We start from the raw sequence: 19,416 nt of genomic DNA, 5'->3' as shown, positions 1-19,416 counted from the left end.
CAGGCCGCGCACAAGGTAGCGGCCTTGATCGACTCTGTCACACGGCCGGAGGAATGCTCGGTGGCCCTGAACAACAGTTACGACGCGAGGCTCGTACAGCAGGAGACCGCCGTGGGGGCGGGCGTACAGATCCTGTTGCTCGCCGTCATCGGTACGGCGATCGGCATGGGCCCCGCGGGCTGGCTGACCGGCCTGGTGTTCGCGATCGCCACCTGGGCGGTGCTCTCCCGGGCCCTGCACCGGTCGCGGCTCCGCTCCTTCGGCGCGGCGAACCGGGTCACCCTCGGCCGGGCCACCCTGGTGGGCGGGGTGACCGCGCTGGTCGCCGACTCGTTCCAGGACTCACCGCCCGTCTCCCTCTTCGTCGGTCTGACCGCCGTGGCCCTGATCCTGGACGGTGTCGACGGCAAGGTGGCCCGCAGGACCGGTACGTCGACTCCGCTGGGTGCCCGTTTCGACATGGAGGTGGACGCCTTCCTGATCCTGGTGCTGAGCGTGTACGTGTCGATGGTGATGGGGCCGTGGGTGCTGCTGATCGGCGGCATGCGGTACGTCTTCGTGGCCGCCGCGCGCGTCTGGCCCTGGCTGACCGCCCCGCTCCCGCCGAGCACCGCCCGCAAGACGGTGGCCGCCCTCCAGGGGGTGCTGCTGCTGGTGGCGGGCGCGGCCCTGCTGCCGCACGCGGCGAACGTCGCCGTGGTCGCGCTGGCGCTCGGCCTGCTGCTGTGGTCGTTCGGCCGCGACGTGCTGTGGCTGTGGCGGACGTCGCGGCCGGCGGCGACCGCTGCCTCGGCCGTGGCCGCGCCCGAGGTACGGCGGGAACTGGTCGCGGGCTGACACCCGGCCGGTACCCGCGGGCCGGCGCCGGCCCGCCCGTCCGCCCCGCGGGGGACCGCCTCCCCCGGCTGCTCCCTTCCTCGGTGACCGGTGCCCTCAGGTCGTCGATCGGGTGAGTACCGGGCGGACACGGCCGGGGGATTTGACGGGGCCCCGCGCGCACCCCTAGAACTACACACATGACATTCATTTTCAATAGCGTGCGGTGTTGCCGGTGAGGATCGCCTTCGTCGGCAAGGGCGGCAGCGGCAAGACGACCCTGTCCGCCCTCTTCGCCCGCCACCTGGCCCGCTCCGGAGCACCCGTCCTCGCCATCGACGGCGACATCAACCAGCACCTGGCGCAGGCACTCGCCCCGGGCGAGGACGCCCCGCGGACACCCCCGCCCCTGGGTCCGGGCCTCCCCGGCATCAAGACCTTCTTACGCGGCACCAACCCCCGCATCACCACCTCCGATTCCATGATCAAGACGACTCCGCCCGGCCGGGGCTCGCGTCTCCTGCGGCTCCTGGGCGACGACGAGCTGCACACGCGGCACGTCTCCCGGGCCGGCGGGGTCCCGCTGATGGTCACGGGCGAGTTCGACGAGAGCGACCTGGGTGTCGCCTGCTACCACTCCAAACTCGGTGCGGTCGAGCTCTACCTCGGGCACCTCGTCGACGGTCCGGGCGAATACGTCGTGGTCGACATGACCGCCGGCGCGGACGCCTTCGCCTCCGGTCTGTTCACCCGCTTCGACCTGACCTTCCTGGTCGCGGAACCGACCCGCAAGGGCGTCTCGGTCTACCGCCAGTACCGCGACCACGCACGCGAGTTCGGCATCCGTATCGCGGTCGTCGGCAACAAGGTGACCGGCGAGGACGACCTCCTCTTCCTGAAGGAACAGGTGGGCGACGACCTGCTGACCCACCTGGTCCACTCGGACTGGGTGCGCGCGGCGGAACAGGGCCGGGCCCCGTCGCAGGCGCCCGGCTCTCCGGACTCCCCGGATCCGCTGGAGCCGCACAACCGCCACGCCCTGAACGTGCTTCGCGAGACCGTCGACGCGCAGTCCCGCGACTGGGACCGCCTGCACCGCCACGCCGTGGAGTTCCATCTGCGCAACGCCCGCGCATGGGCGGACGCACGCACGGGTGAGGCCCTGGCCGCCCAGGTCGACCCGGACTTCGTCCCGGGCCCGGCCGCCCTCGACTGACCCACGTCGCCTTCGTCGCCCTCCGACCGGAAACGGAGCCCCTCCATGTCCCTCGACGTCTCACCGCAGTTGCTCGCAGCAGCCGAGCAAGGCGACATCCGCGAGCAGGACTTCGTGGACACCGTCCGCACCTCCCTGCCGTACGCCTACGACCTGATCGCCTCCCTCGCCGCCGATCTCCGGGCCGGCACCGCCGACTTCACCGACAACCACACTCCGCCGCCCTCCGAGGAGGAACGCGGCCAGCTCCTGCGCGCCCTCGCCAGTGACGCCGTCCGCGGCAGCCTGGAGCGGCACTTCGGCGTGGCCCTGGCCTTCCAGAACTGCCACCGGGTGGCGGTCTTCCGCCCGGAGGCGAGGGGCGGCCGGACGCACGGCCGCTTCACGTCGGTGCGCTCCCAGATCCTCAACCAGTCCCCGGAGTTCAGGGACTGCTGACCCGGCCCGTCCGGCTACTCGATCCCCGCGGCATCGAGTAGCCGGACCATGTCCTTGCGCCCGTACCCGAGCAGTCGAGCGCGGTGCGCCGTCATCAGCACGAGATGCGCGACGGTCTCGGCCGCGTGCCCGCCCCTGGTGTCGGCGTCGGACCACTCCTGGGGCTGCTCGACACCCAGGCTGTTCATCACCAGTCCGTGCTCGCGGCGGATCTCCGCGACCGTGCCGGCCACCGCGTCCATCAGCGTCCTCCCCGGCCGCTCGCACGTCAGGGCGAAGCAGCCCCGGTCGACGGGCACGCATCCCTCCGGCGGGCGCGCGCGCAGGCCCGCGTACCGCTCGTCCGCGAATCCGGAGGACCGGAACTCCTCGTGCACCAGGGAGAACCGGTGGAATCCGGGCGGCACCGGAGGCGGTGGCGGCGTGTACTCCCACCCGGCGTCCTCGTACAGCTGCCGCTTCACCTCCTCCTCGTCGGCATGGGTCACCGTGAAGCCGTTGGCGTCGTTGCGCCCGGTCGTCGTGCCGTCGGCGCCGCGGTGGAAGTGCAGGCCCATGATGTGCCCCCGAACCGTGAGGAGAAGTGTGAAGGGGACGGAACGTCCCGTCACCAGCTCGAACGGCCCGCGACGGCGTCCCGTGCCCCCGTCGGGCAGCATCACCTGATCGCGTGAACCGGCCCTCGGCGGGAACTTCCCGCCCGGCCCCGTCCGGCGGTTGTTACGCTCCCCCGATGGAGATTCCGGACCCCGACGCCATCCGTGCGCTGCACGAGAAGTACGCGCCGACCCCGGAGGCGTTCGCCCTCGTCCACTCGCACTGCGAGATCGTCCGGGGCGTCGCCGAACAGCTCCTCGCCGCCACACCCGGCCTCGCGCACCTCGACGCCGACCTGGTCCGCGCGGGCTGCCTCCTGCACGACATCGGCGTCTACCGCCTCTACGGCGACGACGGACGCCTGGACCACCGGAACTACGTCCGCCACGGACTCCTCGGCCACGAGATCCTCGCGGCGGAAGGCTTCCCCGAGCCCCTGCGCCGCTTCTGCTCCCACCACACCGGGGTGGGCCTCACCCGCCACGACGTCATCAGCCAGGGGCTGCCCCTCCCGCCCGCCGACTACCTCGCGGTGACGCCGGAGGAGCGCCTGGTGATGTACGCGGACAAGTTCCACACCAAGTCGCGGCCGTCGAGGTACCTCACCCCCGACGAGTACGCCTCCCACGTCCGCCGCTTCGGTGAGGACAAGGTGACCGCCTTCCACGACCTGCGCGCCGAGTTCGGCGACCCGGACCTCACCCGGCCGGTGCCCCGCGTCGAGGCGTGACGGACGCCCGCTGACGGGGAGCCGGCCGACGGCGCCGGACGGGTGCCTCCCTACGCCTCCGGCAGATGCGCGCCGGGCTCGTCCGGCCGGTGGTGGGGGAGGCTGGAGCGGGAGGTCGCCTCGTCGCGCACCCGGAGGTACTCCAGGTGCCGTTCGTACTGGTCGAGGCTGTCGGCGATGAGCTGGTCCCTGGTGTACCCCATGACGTCGTAGTCCTGGTTGCCCTCGGCGAGGCGGACCTCGAAGCGCACGTAGGAGTCGTGCCGGCTGATCGACCGGGTGGCGAACCCGGGGGTCGGCATCTCCACGGGCCAGACCTCGTAGAGGAACTCGTCGCTGGTGCCGATCGGCACGCGCAGGCCGACGTGGGTGAGGCCGTTCTCCTCCACGGTCCCTTCCAGCACCTCCGCGTCCGAGCCCGCCTCCCGCAGTTCCCCCGCGACCTCCTGGAAGGCGGGGCGGCACACCTGGTCGACGAAGCGCGCGGCCGCCCGCCGGCCGGGGAAGGCCATCGACCGGGCCAGACGGTGCTGCCAGGTCGGTGCTCCCGGCAGACCGTGGTGGGCGATGCGCCCGGAGAGCGATCCGGGCAGGGTGGTGATCCGCGCCTCCGCCTTCATCCGTTCGGTGCGCAAGGCCAGGAAGAGCCCGGCCATGATCAGGAACATCACGAAGGAGAACGGGAGCCCCATGATGATGGTGGCGTTGGTGAGGGCCTGCACGCCGCCCACGATGAGCATGGCGAGGGTGAGCAGCCCTGTCGCCACGGCCCAGAAGATGCGCAGCCAGGTGGGCGCGTCGGTCACCGGGGTGGGCAGTTCGGCGCTCAGGTTGCCCATGACCAGCGCTCCGGAGTCGGCGGAGGTGACGTACAGCAGCAGGCCGACGAAGGTGGCGAGCCCGGCGCTGAAGAGGAAGCCCGGGTACTGCTCCAGCAGGCTGTAGAAGCCCTGTTCGGGGACGTTCAGGGCGGTCTCGCCGAATTCCTTGTTCCCGTCCCGCACCAGGAACAGGGCGCTGTTGCCGAAGATCGCCAGGAAGAGACCGGTGAAGAGGAACGGGATCACCAGCGTCGCCGCGATGAACTCGCGCAGGGTGCGGCCGCGGGAGATACGGGCGAGGAAGAGCCCGACGAACGGCGCCCAGGCGATCCACCAGGCCCAGAAGAAGAGCGTCCAGGCGTCCAGCCATTCGGTGGGCTGGTCGTAGGCGAAGGTGTTCAGCGTCATCGAGGGGAAGCGGCTGACGTAGTCGCCGACGTTCTGGACCACGGCGTTGAGCACGCGGAACGGTTCGCCGACGACCAGGATGTAGAACATCAGCAGGGCGGCGAGGAGGATGTTGAGCTGGGACAGTCTGCGGATGCCCTTGTCGACGCCGGACGCGGCGGAGAAGGTGGCCATCGCCACCGCGACGACGATCAGGCCGATCTGCGCGGCGAGTCCCTCCGGCACGTCGAAGAGGACCTTCAGTCCGTAGTTCAGCTGCACCACGCCGATGCCGAGCGTGACACCGATGCCGAACACCGTGCCGATGATGGCCGCCAGGTCGACGGTGTCGCCGATCCGTCCGTGGATGCGGCGGCCGATGATCGGGTACAGCGCGGAGCGGATCGCCAGGGGCAGCCGGTACCGGAAGGAGAAGTAGCCGAGGGCCATGCCCATCAGCGCGTACATGCCCCAGCCGGTGATGCCGTAGTGGAACAGGGTCCACACGACGGCCTGCCGTGCGGCTTCGAGGGTCTCCGGGTCGCCCTGGGGCGGGGCGAGGTAGTGACTGACGGGCCCCGAGACCGAGAAGAACATCAGGTCGATGCCGATGCCCGCCGCGAACAGCATCGCCCCCCAGGTGAAGACCCCGTAGTCGGGCTTGGAGTGCTTGGGGCCCAGCTTGACCGTGCCGTACTTGGACAGGGCGATGAACACGACGAACAGCAGGTACAGGGTCGCGGCGACGAAGTAGTACCAGCCGAACCAGCGGGAGATCCTGCCGACCGCCACTCCGATGACGTCCTCCGCCCCGTCCGGGGTGATGATCGCCCAGACCGAGATCGCGAGGACGAGGAGGGCGGCCCCGAAGAAGACGACGGGTTTGAGCCGCACCTGGCCGGCTTCCTCGTCCTGCGGGGTCGTCTCCTCCGGCGCCGTGCCGGATCCCTTGTCTCCTGCGGTCGACACAGTCGTCCTCCTCCTTCGCCGGGTCCGGACTGCCGAGTGCCGGATGCGCGGTGCTTTCGAGGCGTCCGGCCGGCGCCGGTCCGCCGTGCGGGGATCCGGCGGACCGGCCGCCGTGCGGCTACCGGCCGGCGGGCCCGGGCCGGCCGGTGAGCAGGTCGGCGGCGCGCTCGGCGGCGAGCAGGACGGTCACCATGGGGTTGATGGTGGGCATCGTCGGGAACACCGAGGCGTCGACGACGCGCACGCCCTCGGCGCCGCGCAGTCTCAGCCCGGGGTCGCAGACGGCCAGCGGATCGTCCGCGGCGCCCATGCGGCAGGTGCCCGCCGGGTGGTAGACGGTGTGGGCCACGCGGCGCCCGTACTCCGACAGGCCGGCGTCGGAGGTGACGTCCGGGCCGGGCGCGACCTCGCGGCGCAGCCAGCCGCGGAGCGGATCGGTCGCGGCGATCTCCCGGGCCACCTTCAGGCCTTCGACGACGGTGCGCTCGTCGTGGCCCTCGGGGTCGGTGAAGTACCGGAAGTCCAGGGCGGGATGCTCGACCGGGTTGGAACTCCGCAGCCACATCCGGCCGGTGGAGCGGGCGCGCGGTACGTTCGGCGTCATGCACACCCCGTGCTCCGGGACGGGGTAGCCCAGGCGTTCGGTGTTGACGGTGAACGGCACCTGGTAGAAGTGGAACATCAGGTCCGGGCGCGGCTGTCCCTTCTCCATGCGCAGGAACAGGCCGGCGTCGGAGTCCATCGCGGAGTTGGGCGGCAGCGGGCCCTCGGTCTCCCAGACGATGACGGACTCGGGGTGGTCCAGCAGGTTCTCCCCCACGCCGGGCAGGTCGAGGTGCACGTCGATGCCGAGGCGGCGCAGGTCGTCGGCCGGGCCGATGCCGGACAGCAGCAGCAGGCGCGGGGTGTCGATCGCCCCGGCGCACAGCAGCAGTTCGCGTTCGGCGCGCACGGTGGCCGGTTCGCCGTCGGCACCGCGGACGGCGACGCGGGTCAGCCGGCCCGACTCGTCGGTGAGCAGCCGGTGGGCCCAGGTCTCCAGCAGGAGGGTGAGGTTGGGGCGGCCCAGGACGGGGTGGAGGTAGGCGACGGAGGCGGAGGAGCGCAGGTTGCCCTCCGGTTCGTAGGCCAGGGAGAAAAAGCCGGTGCCGTCGGCGAAGGGTTCGGCGTTGAAGTCGTCGACGACGGGCACGCCGGTGGCGCGGGCTGCGGCGGTGACGAAGTCCTTGGCGATGGGGTTGCGGTCGGCCTCCGCCACCGGGACGATCTTGGTCTGCAGCCGGTCGCGGTACGGCAGGATCGTCGCCGGGTCCCAGCCCTCGCAGCCGTGGGCCACCCAGTCGTCGAGGTCCTGCGGCAGCGGCAGGAAGCTGATCAGCGTGTTGTGGGAGGAGCATCCGCCGAGCACGCGGGCCCGTGAGTGCAGGATGTGGGAGTTGCCGCGCGGCTGTTCGACGGTGGTGTAGCCGTAGTCGAACTCGGTACCGAGCAGGTTGATCCAGTTGCGCAGGCGCAGGATGCGGTCGTCACCGACGTCGCTGGGGCCGCCCTCGACGACGCAGACGCGGCAGTCGGGGTCCTCGCTGAGCCGGGCGGCGAGGACGCAGCCGGCGGTGCCGCCACCGACGATGACGTAGTCGTAGGAGGACTCGGCGCCGTGCGGGGTCGTGGAGACCATGGGGTGCCTTTCTTCGGTGCCGTCGAGGCCGTCGGATGGTGGCGGGGGCCGCCGGACGGTGGCGGGTGAGGGGTGTGGCGCACGGTCTCGCACCGCGCCCGGTCGGTGCCGCCGCGCCCGGTCAGCCCTTGAACCAGCCGGAGGGCGCCGGGGAGAGGTTCTGGTAGATGTGCTTCGCTTCCTGGTACTCGCGCAGGCCGGTGGGGCCGAGCTCCCGGCCGACACCGGAGCGGCCGAAGCCACCCCACTCGGCCTGGGGCACGTAGGGGTGGAAGTCGTTGATCCACACGGTGCCGTGCCGCAGCCGCTGGGCGACCCGCTGGGCGCGGCTCGCATCGGAGGTCCACACGCCGCCGGCCAGGCCGTAGCGGGTGTCGTTGGCCAGTTCCACGGCCTCGTCCTCGGTGCGGAACCGCTCGACGGTGACCACCGGGCCGAAGACCTCCTCCTGCACGATGCTCATGGACTTGTCGCAGTCGGCGAAGATCGTCGGCAGCAGGAAGAAGCCACGGCCGAGCGCGGGATCGTCGGGGCGGGTGCCGCCGGTGACGAGCCGTGCCCCCTCCTCCCGCGCGGCGGCGATGTGGCGTTCGACCTTGTCGCGGTGCTCGGCGGAGCTGAGCGGGCCGCTCTCGGTGCCCTCGTCCATGCCGTTGCCGAGGCGGATCGCCCGGGCCCGTGCGGCGAGGGCGTCGACGAACCGGTCGTGCAGGGAGTCCTGGACGAGCAGGCGCGAGCCGGCGGAACAGACCTGTCCGGCGTGCAGGAAGGCGGCGTCGAGCCCGTAGTCGACGGCGGCGTCGAAGTCGGCGTCCTCGAAGACGATGTTGGGGTTCTTGCCGCCCAGTTCCAGGGCGATGTTCTTCGGCCCCTCGGCGGCGGCGGCCATGATGGCCCGTCCGGTGGCCAGGCCCCCGGTGAAGGACACCAGGTCGACCTCCGGGTGGGCGGTCATGGCCGCGCCGACGGTGGCTCCGGAGCCGAGCACCAGGTTGGCGACGCCGCGCGGGGCGCCGGCCTCCTCGATCAGGCGGATCATGATGATCGTGGTGAGCGGGGTGGTCTCGCTCGGTTTGAGGACGAAGGTGTTGCCCGCGGCGAGCGCCGGCGCGACCTTCCAGGAGGCCTGGAGCAGCGGATAGTTCCAGGGGGCGATGAGGGCGCACACGCCGACGGGCTGGTGGACGACGCGACTGAGGACGTCCGGTCCGACGTCCACGACCCGGCCGCCGTCCTTGCCCGCGAGCTCCCCGAAGTAGCGGAAGGCGTTCGCCACGTCCTCCACGTCGAAGCGGGACTCCGCCAGCGTCTTCCCGGTGTCGAGGGTCTCGGTGCGGGCGATCTCGTCGATGTCGCGCAGCAGCAGGTCGTGGACGCGCAGCAGGACGTCGGCGCGGCGGCGGGTGGGGGCGTCGGCCCAGTCCTCCTCGACGAAGGCACGCCGGGCGGCGCGCACCGCGCGGTCCACGTCGCTGACGTCGGCCTCGTCGACGGTGGTGACCACGGAGGCGTCGAACGGGTTGATCACGTCCCGTCGTCCGCCGGCCGCCGCGCTCGTCCACTCGCCGTCGATGTACAGCTCGCCCATCCCGGGCCTCCTTCGCGTCCGACCGGTACCGATCGGTCCGCCGGTCGGCATCACGGCCCATCCTGTGGCCGTTCGCGGCGGGTCGCACGGCCACCGTCGCGACCGGGTGGTGGAGTGCCCCGGGCGGACCAATGAACGACGGCGGCGAGCCGGGGAGGGCCGGACTCGCGGTCCCCCGATGCGTGAGGTCGGCGCGGTGCACTGGAGGAGTCGCCTGCGTGGTCGCGCCGGTACCTCACCTTCACCGCCGCGTCCACCTCCGGTGGGCCGCGCGGGGCCGCGCGGGCCCGTCCGGCCACCGGTGGCCGCGACGCCGTGACCGCGCCGCGACGCCGTGTGCGCGAGGATGCCGCGCCGCTGCCGGGAAACGGCCGTGTGTCACGTCGGCGGGGTCGCCCGGCGCGGCCGGACTCACGGGGCAGCCGGCACCTCACCGCGATGTCCGCCGACAGCGGCACCACCGCGGCGAACAGCACCACCACCGCGACGAATCGCCTTTTCACCAGGCGCGGTTGTCAGGGGCGGGCGCTATCCTCGCAAGGCGCTTGTGACACATGTGTCGGACGACCACGGGGGGTGTCCATGCACGGCCACGACCATTTTTTCCCTCAGGACTGCCCGGGCGGTCACCCGGGCATGTCGACGGGGGCGGGGATCGACGTCCAGCGACAACTGGAGTCGCTGATCCAGGACTTCCGGGCCGGCGATCCTCCCATGCCGGTGATCGTGCTGCACGCGGAGGACTCCGCCGACGACGACCGCGTCACCGAACTCGTCGACGAACTGCGCGAAGGGCAGCAGCGCCACGGTACGCGCCTGGCCGTCGCCTCGACCGAACCGCAGCCGGGAGATCTCGACCCCACCGCCCAGGCCGTGCGGCTCCTGCGCGACCTCGGCGACTCCCGGAAGTGGGGCGACCGTTCCGCCGTCTACCGGCCCTACTCCTTCCCCCGCCTGGGTCTCGTCCGCGCACTCCAGGAGGCCACCGACGACGACGAGATGCGCGAACACTGGCCCACCGCCCCGGCCGGCACGCCGGACGGGAACGCCCAGCGGGAGCAGGCCCAGGCGCACCTGCTGCGCATCCTCGCCCGGCAGCGCTGGCGCCCCCGCAGACCCTCGCGCCGCAACCGGCAGGTGCTCCTCAACGACGTGCAGCAGTTCCTCCCCATGGGTGTCCTGGGGGCGTTCACCGCGCTGCTCACCCGTCCCGAGTGGTACGTCGCCGTCCTGGCGGGCATCGGCCTGATGGTCCTGCTCGCCGGACTGAACCACGTCCCCGGGCGCGCCCCCCTCTTCCTGTGGCTGCGCAGGGAGAGCCGGTGGTTCCTGACCACGACGTTCCTCCAGTCCGCCGCCCGCCGCCGGCCGACCAGCGTGCGGCTCCTGCGGCCGGTGCGTTCCTGGCGGGCCATAGCGGCCCGCGCCTACGACGTGTCCGAGGCGATGCGCGAGGGCGGCCCGTTCCCCCTCCAGTTGTACGTGCTGGCGCTCTTCGAGGACCTGCGGGACAGCCACCGGCGCGGCAGCTGGGACCTTCGGGGGCTGAAGCGGACCCGGCCGCCGGTGCTGTTGCTGCGCCGGGCGGGCCGGGAGAACGGGGGCATCGAGCTGATCAGGGCGGTCAGTGACGTCCGCAGCCGGCGCAGCGAACTCGACCCGCTGCTGGTCGTGGCGGGCGTGGCGGCGGGCGACGCGGCACTGCTCGACCGGGGTGCGGACGGAGACCCGCCGGTCAACCGACCGCAGCCGCAGCCCCCGCTCCGCTCCGGGCCCTCGCGCCTGCAGCAGCGACTGCGGCACTGGTACGACGAATGGGCCGGGAACCTCCGGGCCGATCAGTCGCCGAGCCGGACCAACGCCCTGCCGTGGGTCCTCAGGATCCCGCTGCCCCGCGACGAGCTGGTGCAACTGCGCCAGACGGACTGGCGGTGCGTCAGGGCCGCGCACCGGCCGTCCGTGGCCCGGGTCGTGTGGTCCGTGTACAGCCTGGTCGTGGTGCTCGCCCTCGCCGCCACCGTCGGCGTCGTCCACGCCCGCGACCTGCACCGGACGTACTGCTCGGCGGGTCTGCTGACCGCCGACCGCGACACCGAGCTGCGGCCCGCGCCCGGAGGCGGCACGGAGTGCGTCGGCATAGCCGCCGGAGACGTGCGGTTCGGCGCTCACCTCTCCGGCGGAGCCGACGAGGAGGACGGGAGGCTGCGCCGGCTGGAGGAGCTGGTGCACACGGAGAACGTCGAGGTGCTGCGCGACCATCCGGAGGCCTACGTCACGGTGGTGTACGCGGGTCCGCTGAGCTCGTCCCCGGTGGACCCGTCCCTGGTCAAGGGCGTCGAGGAGTTGGCCGGCGTCTACCTCGCCCAGCGCGTCGTCAACGAGAACTACCGGGTGAAACTGCGGGTGCTGCTCGCCAACGGCGGGGCGGACATGGGGCACCAGCGCGTCACGGCCGACGCGATCGCCGAGTACGCCGACCGCGACCCGACCGTCGTCGGCGTCGTCGGCTTCGGCCGTGACCTGCAGAGCAGCCCCGACGTGTCGCGCCGGCTGCACGCGGCGGGACTCCCCGTCGTCTCCGGCACCAATTCGGCGACCTACCTGCCGAAGGAGTTCTCCAACTGGTTCAGTCTCGCGGCTCCCGACGAGCACCAGGCGGAAGCGCTCGGTCTCGTCGCCCGGCAGTTGCGCGGCCGGGCCGGCGCTCCCCAGGCCCTGGTACTGGCCCGCGACACGGAGGACTCGCAGGACCGTTACACCAGCGAGCAGGCCCTGTACGGCGGGGAGATGCTGAGCCGTGAGGGCTTCCGGCTGCTGCCCGCGCGGACCTACCGCGTGGCGAACGGCAAGCCCGAGCTCCGGCTGCACGCGGAGAGCATCTGCCGCGGCGAGACCGTGCCGTCGGTGATCTACTTCGCCGGACGCGTCGAGGACATCGGGCCGCTGATGACCCAGCTGGGCGTCGAACCCGGCTGCGCGAACAGGCAGATCTCGATCCTCACCGGTGACGACCTGAGCAAGGCCAAGTTCTCCGGCACGGGCGGCCGGGACGGCGTCGCACCCCGGATCACGCTGTACCACGCCGCCCTGGCCGAGCTGCGCGAGGCGGCGTCCGGCACCGCCTTCTACCAGGACGCGGCCGAGCACCTCCCCTGGCTGGCGGAGGGGGAGGCCACGTACGACGCGCCCGACTTCGCCAGCGGCCAGACGGCCCTCGCCCACGACGCGACACGCGCGCTGTACTGGGCGGCCAGCCTCGGTGACGTACGTCAGAGCCGTGCCGCGACCTGGATCAACCTGAGGGGCGTCAAGCTGGACGGGATGGCCACCGGAACGATCGACTTCACCGACGCGCCCCTGTACGGCGAACGGCACGGCCACAGCATCGTCCTCGCACGGGTCCGCAGGACGCCGGAGGGCGTCTCGAAGGCGGAGGTCCTGTGCAGCAGACCGGCGGGCGACACCGCACCGCTCGACGTGAAGGAGTGCTCGATCAAGTGAGAGGGGACGGTTCCCTCTGCGCGGAGAGGGACGCCCGGCCCTCGGCCCTCGCTGCCGGTGATCGTCCCCCGCCGGGTGGTCAGTGCGCCGGCGGGCCCTCCCTCAGCCAGGCCAGCCGCTCCTCGGCGGCCCGCAGACCGGGGTGCCCGGGACCGTGGATGCGCCGGTAGTCACGCACACAGCGGTCGAGCAGGCCGGCTGCCTCGGCGTGCCGGCCGACGTCGATCAGTACGTTGGCGAGGTTGTCCCGGGCGCCGACGGTCACCGGGTGTCCTTCGCCGTGGCGGGCGACGTGCTCGGCCAGGACGGCGCGCAGGATGGGCACGGCGTCCTCGTAGCGCTCCATGGCGTGCAGGACGGCGGCGAGGTTGTTGCGCGCGGTCAGCGTGGAGTCGTGGTGCGGCCCCAGCGTCGCCTCCATCGACCGCACCACGGCGCGGATCTGCTGTTCCGCCTCGGTGTGGCGGTCCAGCCGGACCAGGACGGCGCCGAGGTTGCTGCGGGCCGCGACCGTGGACTCGTGGTGGGGGCCGTACCGGTTCTCCAGCAGCGGCACGAGGGCCCGGAGGGCCCGCTCGGCTTCCGCGTGACGGCCGGATCGGAGCAGCGCGGCCGCGTGGGTGTTGGTGGAGGACAGGGTCTCGGGGTGGTCCCGGCCGAGGAGCCTGACGCGGCGTTCGAGGACGTCCCTCAGGAGCGGCTCCGCTTCGTGTGAGCGACCAAGGTCCTCCAGGACGGCGGCGAGTCCGGTGGCGCAGCGCAGGGTCTCGGGATGGTCGCGGCCGAGCACGTCCGCCAGGGTGCGGAAGGTGTCGCGCCAGGCCTGTTCGGCGAGGCGTAACTGGCCGGTGGTGTGCAGGGCGCCGGCCAGCTCGACGGAGGTGCGCAGGGTCTCCTCGTGACGGTCGCCGAGTACGGTCCACTGGGTGCGGGCCACGTGCTGGTAGAGCTCGACCGCCTCCTCTCCCCGCCCCGGAACCGAGACCAGGGCGTGCGCGAGGTCGCGCATGGCGGTGAGGGCGTCCGGGTGCTCCGGGCCCAGGCTGTCGATGGCGGACCGGGCTCGCAGGGTGTTGATGTCCACGGCGGAGAGCTCGACGCCGGCGATCTCCCGCTCCGGCCGCCCCTCCGTCACCTCCGTGACGGTGATGCGCCCTCCGACCAGGCGCCGCGAGCTGCCGGATTCCGGCGCGGGCTCCGGGACGGGACCCGCGAGGGGGTCCGGGGCGGTCCGGTCGGTGCCGGAGGGCTCGCCCGAACCGGTGCCGGAGGGCCCGCCCGAGCCGTCCCCGTGCGCCTGCCCGTGTGCCTCGTCCGGGGTGCGCGGCACCTGTGCCCCGGTGTCCCGGCCGTCTCCCGCGGTTCGTCGTCGCCACCATCGGGTCATCGTGACCGCCTCCTCGTCGCTGCCGGTGTGGTCAGGCGCCCGCGTGCACGTGCGCGGCCCACAGGCTGGGACTGGCCGCGAAGACGGCGCGGCACTGCAGCACCGCCCGGTGCAGGGCGTCGGCCGTTCTCGTGTCGTCCAACTCCGTCGTGCCGTCGCCTGCTTCGGTGCACAGCTCCCGGTAGAGGAGACGGGTGACGCGGACGGCCACCGCGTCGTGCACCGGCCAGAGCGTTCCGACGGCGTGGGGGTATCCCGCGAGCTGGAAGGCGGAGGTGATGTGGATCGCCTCGTCGGCCAGCTCCCCGCCACCGCGCGCCGTCTCGCACGCGGACATCACCGCGAGCCGCGCCGCCGGCAGGTGCAGGCGGGAGATCTCCCGGACCGTCAGCGGACGCGTGTCGTGGTCGTGCACCAGGAGGCGTCCGTTCGAGGGGTCGGCGGGCTCGCTGACCCCGTGGCAGGCGAAGTGCACGCACGGATGACGGGGCAGGGCGTCCATCACCCGCGCGAAGGTGGCCTGTTCTCCGTGGAGCACCTCGGTCGGCAGGAGGCCGCGCAGTACCTCCACCTCGCGCCGGGCGCCGCCGAGCGGCGTGGCCCCGGGGGTGACGGGGAGCGCGACGGCGAGCAGCGGGCCGTGCGGGCGCGGGGCGGCGGCCCGGGCCCGGGCGTAGCGGAGGGCTCCGACGGTCGGCGTGTAGGAGGGGACCACCCGGTCCAGTACCGTCCGCGGTGCCGGATCGCCCGCAGCGGGGACGGGCACGGGCTCGGGCACGGATCCGGCGTCGGGTGCCGCGACCGGGGTCTCGCCGGCTGCCGTTTCCGGGACCCCGTCGGCTGCCGCGGCCCGGGCATGTCCGGCTGCCACGTCCTCGGCATCGTCGTGGTGACCGGCCGCGTGCAGCGGCAGGGAGGCCAGCGCACCTCCGGGTGACCACCACACCCGCTGCCACTCCCCGTCGGACGTGGGCCCGCGCGACCCGAGCCGGTCGAGTACCGGACCGGTGACGTGGTCCCAGGTCCAGGCCAGTACCTCGCCGACGGCCTGTTGGGCCGCACGGTCGCGGGCCGGGTCGGCCGCGTCGGCGAGCGCCCGTCCGAGGCGGTCCGCCTGCTCGGCGACGGCCCGCGGGGTGGCCCGCGGCAGGGGGACGAGGAGCACCTCGCCGTCCCGCAGCACCAGGGCGTCACTGCGGTACGTGCTGCAGTAGGCCAGTACGACCGGGCCCCGGTCGGCGCAGGCCAGCAGTGTTTCGACGGCCGGGGCGCCGAGGAAGTCGGAGAAGCCGGGCCGTGTCCGGATCTCCGCGACCAGCTGTTCCAGTTCGGCCGCGAGGCGGTGCCGCTGGTCCGTGGTGTCGGTGACGTCGGCGGGCAGCCGGCCCAGGGCGGTGTCCGCGGCGTCGGCGGCCTCCAGCGCGTCGAGCCGTTCCCGCAGACGGGCGAAGCGTGCGGCGAGCGCGGGGTGGGCGTCGCGCAGCCGCCCGAGCCCGTCGCGGGTGGCCATGGCCCGGCCCAGCAGGACGCCACGGCCCTGTTCCAGCAGCAGCACCGCACGCTCCGGCTGCCCGGCGTGGACGGCGCACGCCGCGGCTTCGGCGGCCAGTCCCCGCACCCGCGACAGACCGCGTTCCTGGTCACTGCGGGCCAGGCGCCCCGACGCGGCGAACGGCAGCAGTTCCAGAGCTAGTTCGTACCCCGGCAGGGCGTCGTCCCAGCGGTCGCCGTCCGCCGCGGCGGCGCCCCATTCCCAGGCGGCGAGCACCCGCTCGTAGGCGGGCAGGGACGCGGTCCCGGCGGCCTGCCGGTAGGCGTCCTCGGCGGCACGGAGCACTCCCGGGTCACCGTCCCGGTGGTGGAGGGCGCGCAGGGCGTCGCCGTACGCCTTCAGGTAGGTGCCGTGGGCCGAGGTGCGCTCGGTGACGGCCCATACGGCACGGCCCAGTTCACTGACGGCCTGCTCCAGCTCCCCGGCCGCGCCGGTGGCGTGGTGCTGGGTGAGCCGGGCGGAGCCGAGGTTGGAGAGGACCACCGCGAGCGCCGGATCGCCGTAGGGGACCTGCCGGGCGGCCTCCTCCAGGAGAGCGACCGCCTCGTCGAGATCCGCCACATCGGCGGTGGACGCGAACCGGGCCCGCAGGGCGTTGGCCAGGTGGTTCAGCCGGTCGGCGCGCGACGGGCCGGTCGCGGGGGCCAGGGCGAGCGCCCGGCGGGCCACGTCGATCGCCTCGTCGGCGGCCGCGGTGTCCCCGGTCGCGCCGTGCCAGCTCTGCAGGACCACCCCCAGGTTGCCGAGCTGTCCGACCCGCAGCGCCGGCGGTGCCGGGGACGCGTCGAGGGCTTCCCTCGCCAGCCGGGCTGCCTCCCCGAGGGAGGCCAGGTCGTCGGCCTGGAGGGCACGCTCGCGCAAGGTGACCGCCAGGTTGCCCAGGGTGTCGGCGTGATCGTCCGTGCCCGGGCGCTGTTCGGCGAGGGCGGTCCGCAGAGTGGCGACGGCCTCGTCGAGGAGGGCCGCGTCGCCGGTCCACTGCGCCAGCCTGTGCAGGGTGTTGCCGAGACTGTTCAGCCTGCGTGCGTGCGGCGGCGTTCCGGGGCGAAGCAGCGTGAGGGCCTCGCGCAGGGAGGCCGCGGACTCCACGAGCAGCGCCGGCTCACCGGTGGATTCCGCGGCCAGGCGCAGGGCGATGCCCGACCCGGCGAGCAGTTCGGCACGGTCCGGATGGCCGTGCGGGCAGTCGGCCAGGGCCGTGCGGTGGATCCGCAGCATCTCGGACCGGCTGGCTTCCTCGGGATGACGCTCGAACCACGCGCGCAGACCCTGGGTGAGGTTGCGCAGGACCGTCACCCGGGCGGGTCCGCCCTGCGGCGCGGCCTCCAGCGCGGTGCGCCACATGTCGAGTGCCTCGCGCAGGGCGTCCGTGCCCCCGTCGAACAGGTAGGCGCGGTACCGGAGCCCGGCGAGGTTGCTCAAGTAGCCGACCCGGTCGTCCGACGGGCCGGGGCACAGGCGGAGCGCGCGCCGTTGCGCCTCCGTCGCGCGCCGGAGGTCCGTCGCGGCGGAGGTTTCGGACTCCCCGTCCCGACGTCCCGCCGCAGTGGCGGGGACACCTTCGGCGCCGACGGCGATCCGGTGCCGAAGGTGCAGCATTTCCGCGAGGGCTCCCCATGACTGCGCCGCGGTGTCGGCCTCCTGGGGCAGACGGGCTGCCCGGTCGAACGTCTCCACCGCCCGGTCCAGGTCGTCGGGCCACCCGTGCAGCGCGAAGCGCTGCTGGTAGGCGAGGCCGAGCAGCCTGATGTCCTGCGGGCGGACCGGCTCACGCACGGCCCGGTCGCGGCCCAGGCCGATCAGCGCCTCGAGGTCGTCGGGGCGGTGCAGCAGCTGGTACCGGGTCTGCAGGGCGACCATGAGGTTGGAGGCCCGGACGGCGGTCCCCGCGGTGTCCCGCGCCGCCGTCGCGGCGAGGAAGCGTCCGTAGAGGGCGATCGCCTCATCGAGGGCCTGCCGGTCACCGGTCCGGAGGTGGTGCGACAGCAGCCGGTCGGCGAGCGCTCCGGCGTCCGGCCCGTCCACGGCTCGCGCGGGACCCCCGTTCGACACGCACACCCCCGATGTCACGTCGTCGTGACCGCGGCCCTCGCGCCGCGCGGCCTGTCCCGTCCTCACGATAGCGAACGGGGCGTCGGGGCAGCGACGTAGAATCACGGCCGACCGACATCCGGCGTCCAAGGCGTCCATGAAGTCCACGGCGTCCACGGGGCGTCCACGGCGTCCGAGGGGGAACGGTGGAGACCGAAACCGGTGGGCGAAGCGAACCGCGGCGCGAACCACCGGGCGGCCACGCCCGGTTGGCGGAACTGTGCCGACGTCTGACGGACCCGTCGCAGTCGCTGGCGCTCGGTGGGCGGGGGCTGCGGCTCGTCGACACCATCACCTCCGCACTGCGCACCGGCACCCCTCCCCAGGAACTCGACGACGTGTTCGACGAGTTGGAGGAAGAGCTGCTCGCTGCCGGGCACAGCGCCGGCCTGGGCTCCTACCGCACCACACCCACGCCGCCCCCACCCGGTTACCAGCGCCTCCCGGTCGCCGGCCCCGGCCACCCGCCGCTGCGCGTCCTGGCCTGCCCGCGCGGTCACTGCGGGCGGGTGGAAGCACCACCCGGTGACGATGCCGCCCCGCACCCCGGCTGCCGGGTCTTCGACCAGCCGCTGCGCACGGTCCCCCTGCGGTGACCAGCGCCTTCCTCAGCGCGCTGAGCGGCCGGATCGCCGAACGGTGGCTGGCCCTGCTCGCCCTGCCGGGGCTGCTCTTCCTCGCCACCCTCACCACGGCCCTGGTCCTGGGCCACGCACACTGGTCCGACCTGGAGCTGTTGCGGGACCGGGTCGACGCGCTGGCCGCCTCCCCCGCGTCCGGCAGCGCCGGCACCGTCGTCCTGGTGGCGGCGGGCGTGCTGGCCGGCGCGGCGGTGACCGGGGCGGCCGCCCAGTCGCTGGGCGCCGGCGTGGAGTTGCTCTGGTGCGCGGAGCCGCGCGGCCCTGTGCTGCGGTACCTCGCCGACCGCCGGGCGCGCCGCTGGCGCGCGGCCGACGAGGCCTTCCGCGGCGCGCTGGTGGCGGCGGGCCGGGCCCGTATCGAGGGAGCCGCCGACGCCGACCGGCTCACCGACGTCGCCGAGCGCCGTCACGCCGACCGCGCCCGCATCGCCTCGGCGCCGCCCCGCCACCCCTTCGCGATGGGCGACCGGCTCGCCGCGCCCGGCCGACGGCTGTGGCGCGCCCACGGCCTGGACCTGGCGGCCGCCTGGCCCCACCTGTGGCTCCTGGCCGCCGACGGCACCCGGGCCGAACTCCAGGCGGCCCGGCTCCGGTTCACCGCTGCCGCACGGCTCTGCGCCTGGGGGGCGGGATACCTGGCACTGGCCCTCTGGTGGTGGCCGGCGGCACTGGCCGGAGTCGTCGCCCTCGTGTCGGGCGTACGGCGAGGGCACGCGGCGGCGGAGGCCTTCGCCGAACTGACGGAGGCCCTGGCCGACCTCCATCTGCGTGACCTGGCGACGGCGATGGGGGTGGAGTGCGGGGGGAGCGTCGACCGGGAGCTGGGCGAGCGCCTCACCCGGGTGCTGCGGAAGGAGACGGGGCCGGCACCGGGCGGCTCCGTCACGTGAGCGGGTGCGGCGCGGACCGGCCCTGCTGCCCGACCCTCACCTCTGGCCCGGGCCGGCGACCTCAGGGGTGTGGTGCAGGCCGTCACGGCACGGACTCCGGCACCGCTGAACCAC

13 protein-coding genes are annotated in these 19,416 nt (G+C 73.5%); 7 read left to right on the top strand and 6 right to left on the bottom strand.

What is annotated here, in order from left to right; all coding sequences use genetic code 11:
* The first annotated feature begins 60 nt into the window (after positions 1-60).
* From IE118_RS22735 to IE118_RS22725, 3 genes are all read left to right on the top strand, one after another.
* A complete protein-coding gene (locus tag IE118_RS22735) occupies positions 61-837 on the top strand; it encodes a CDP-alcohol phosphatidyltransferase family protein (RefSeq protein ID WP_189559843.1) in 777 nt (258 codons plus the stop codon).
* Between the two features lie 214 nt (positions 838-1,051).
* A complete protein-coding gene (locus tag IE118_RS22730) occupies positions 1,052-2,032 on the top strand; it encodes an ATP-binding protein (RefSeq protein WP_189559915.1) in 981 nt (326 codons plus the stop codon).
* A 45-nt stretch (positions 2,033-2,077) separates the two neighbouring features.
* Positions 2,078-2,470, top strand: a complete 393-nt coding sequence (locus IE118_RS22725; protein ID WP_189559842.1) for an SCO5389 family protein — start codon at positions 2,078-2,080, stop codon at positions 2,468-2,470.
* 14 nt (positions 2,471-2,484) lie between these two features.
* Here the strand turns inward: IE118_RS22725 and IE118_RS22720 are convergent, their stop codons facing one another.
* Positions 2,485-3,027, bottom strand: coding sequence for a hypothetical protein (locus IE118_RS22720; protein WP_189559841.1), 543 nt, complete (start codon positions 3,025-3,027; stop codon positions 2,485-2,487).
* Between the two features lie 176 nt (positions 3,028-3,203).
* Between IE118_RS22720 and IE118_RS22715 the strand changes: the two genes are divergently transcribed.
* The gene (locus IE118_RS22715) at positions 3,204-3,797 is read left to right on the top strand and encodes an HD domain-containing protein (protein ID WP_189559840.1); all 594 of its coding nucleotides are present in this window, start codon (positions 3,204-3,206) and stop codon (positions 3,795-3,797) included.
* 50 nt (positions 3,798-3,847) lie between these two features.
* Here IE118_RS22715 and betT read toward each other — a convergent pair whose 3' ends face one another.
* From betT to IE118_RS22700, 3 genes are all read right to left on the bottom strand, one after another.
* Entirely contained in the window at positions 3,848-5,974 is a 2,127-nt protein-coding gene (betT, locus tag IE118_RS22710; RefSeq protein ID WP_189559839.1) for a choline BCCT transporter BetT, read from the bottom strand.
* Positions 5,975-6,092: 118 nt separating this feature from the next.
* Positions 6,093-7,652, bottom strand: a complete 1,560-nt coding sequence (locus IE118_RS22705) for a GMC family oxidoreductase (protein ID WP_189559838.1) — start codon at positions 7,650-7,652, stop codon at positions 6,093-6,095.
* A gap of 121 nt (positions 7,653-7,773) precedes the next feature.
* A complete protein-coding gene (locus tag IE118_RS22700; RefSeq protein ID WP_189559837.1) occupies positions 7,774-9,240 on the bottom strand; it encodes an aldehyde dehydrogenase family protein in 1,467 nt (488 codons plus the stop codon).
* 636 nt (positions 9,241-9,876) lie between these two features.
* Between IE118_RS22700 and IE118_RS22695 the strand changes: the two genes are divergently transcribed.
* Positions 9,877-12,741 (top strand): type 1 periplasmic-binding domain-containing protein, encoded by a 2,865-nt coding sequence (locus IE118_RS22695; RefSeq protein WP_189559836.1) that lies wholly within the window; start codon positions 9,877-9,879, stop codon positions 12,739-12,741.
* 79 nt (positions 12,742-12,820) lie between these two features.
* Here IE118_RS22695 and IE118_RS22690 read toward each other — a convergent pair whose 3' ends face one another.
* On the bottom strand, positions 12,821-14,128 hold the full coding sequence (locus tag IE118_RS22690; RefSeq protein WP_189559835.1) for a tetratricopeptide repeat protein: 1,308 nt from the start codon (positions 14,126-14,128) through the stop codon (positions 12,821-12,823).
* A 31-nt stretch (positions 14,129-14,159) separates the two neighbouring features.
* Positions 14,160-17,705 carry a CHAT domain-containing protein gene (locus IE118_RS22685; protein WP_229846899.1) on the bottom strand — a complete coding sequence of 1,182 codons (3,546 nt, stop codon included), beginning with the start codon at positions 17,703-17,705 and terminating at the stop codon, positions 14,160-14,162.
* Between the two features lie 212 nt (positions 17,706-17,917).
* Between IE118_RS22685 and IE118_RS22680 the strand changes: the two genes are divergently transcribed.
* Positions 17,918-18,367: a hypothetical protein gene (locus IE118_RS22680; protein ID WP_189559834.1), complete on the top strand. Its 450-nt coding sequence runs from the start codon at positions 17,918-17,920 to the stop codon at positions 18,365-18,367.
* Complete coding sequence (locus tag IE118_RS22675) at positions 18,364-19,302, top strand: hypothetical protein (protein WP_189559833.1); 939 nt, start codon at positions 18,364-18,366, stop codon at positions 19,300-19,302. Before IE118_RS22680 ends, IE118_RS22675 begins: the two co-directional genes overlap by 4 nt.
* Positions 19,303-19,416: the final 114 nt, after the last annotated feature.

The organism is Streptomyces pilosus, assembly GCF_014649835.1.
Classification (GTDB): Bacteria; Actinomycetota; Actinomycetes; order Streptomycetales; family Streptomycetaceae; genus Streptomyces; species Streptomyces pilosus.
Note: the sequence above shows the minus strand (reverse complement) of the source record. Positions and strands in the feature narration are given on the sequence as shown.

What these genes read in the sequence shown, in the direction of transcription:
- IE118_RS22725 (WP_189559842.1), top strand. Translation starts at nt 2,078, where the DNA reads ATGTCCCTCGACGTCTCACCGCAGTTGCTCGCAGCAGCCGAGCAAGGC.
- IE118_RS22720 (WP_189559841.1), bottom strand. Translation starts at nt 3,027, where the DNA reads ATGGGCCTGCACTTCCACCGCGGCGCCGACGGCACGACGACCGGGCGC.
- IE118_RS22715 (WP_189559840.1), top strand. Translation starts at nt 3,204, where the DNA reads ATGGAGATTCCGGACCCCGACGCCATCCGTGCGCTGCACGAGAAGTAC.
- IE118_RS22705 (WP_189559838.1), bottom strand. Translation starts at nt 7,652, where the DNA reads ATGGTCTCCACGACCCCGCACGGCGCCGAGTCCTCCTACGACTACGTC.
- IE118_RS22700 (WP_189559837.1), bottom strand. Translation starts at nt 9,240, where the DNA reads ATGGGCGAGCTGTACATCGACGGCGAGTGGACGAGCGCGGCGGCCGGC.
- IE118_RS22695 (WP_189559836.1), top strand. Translation starts at nt 9,877, where the DNA reads ATGTCGACGGGGGCGGGGATCGACGTCCAGCGACAACTGGAGTCGCTG.
- IE118_RS22690 (WP_189559835.1), bottom strand. Translation starts at nt 14,128, where the DNA reads ATGACCCGATGGTGGCGACGACGAACCGCGGGAGACGGCCGGGACACC.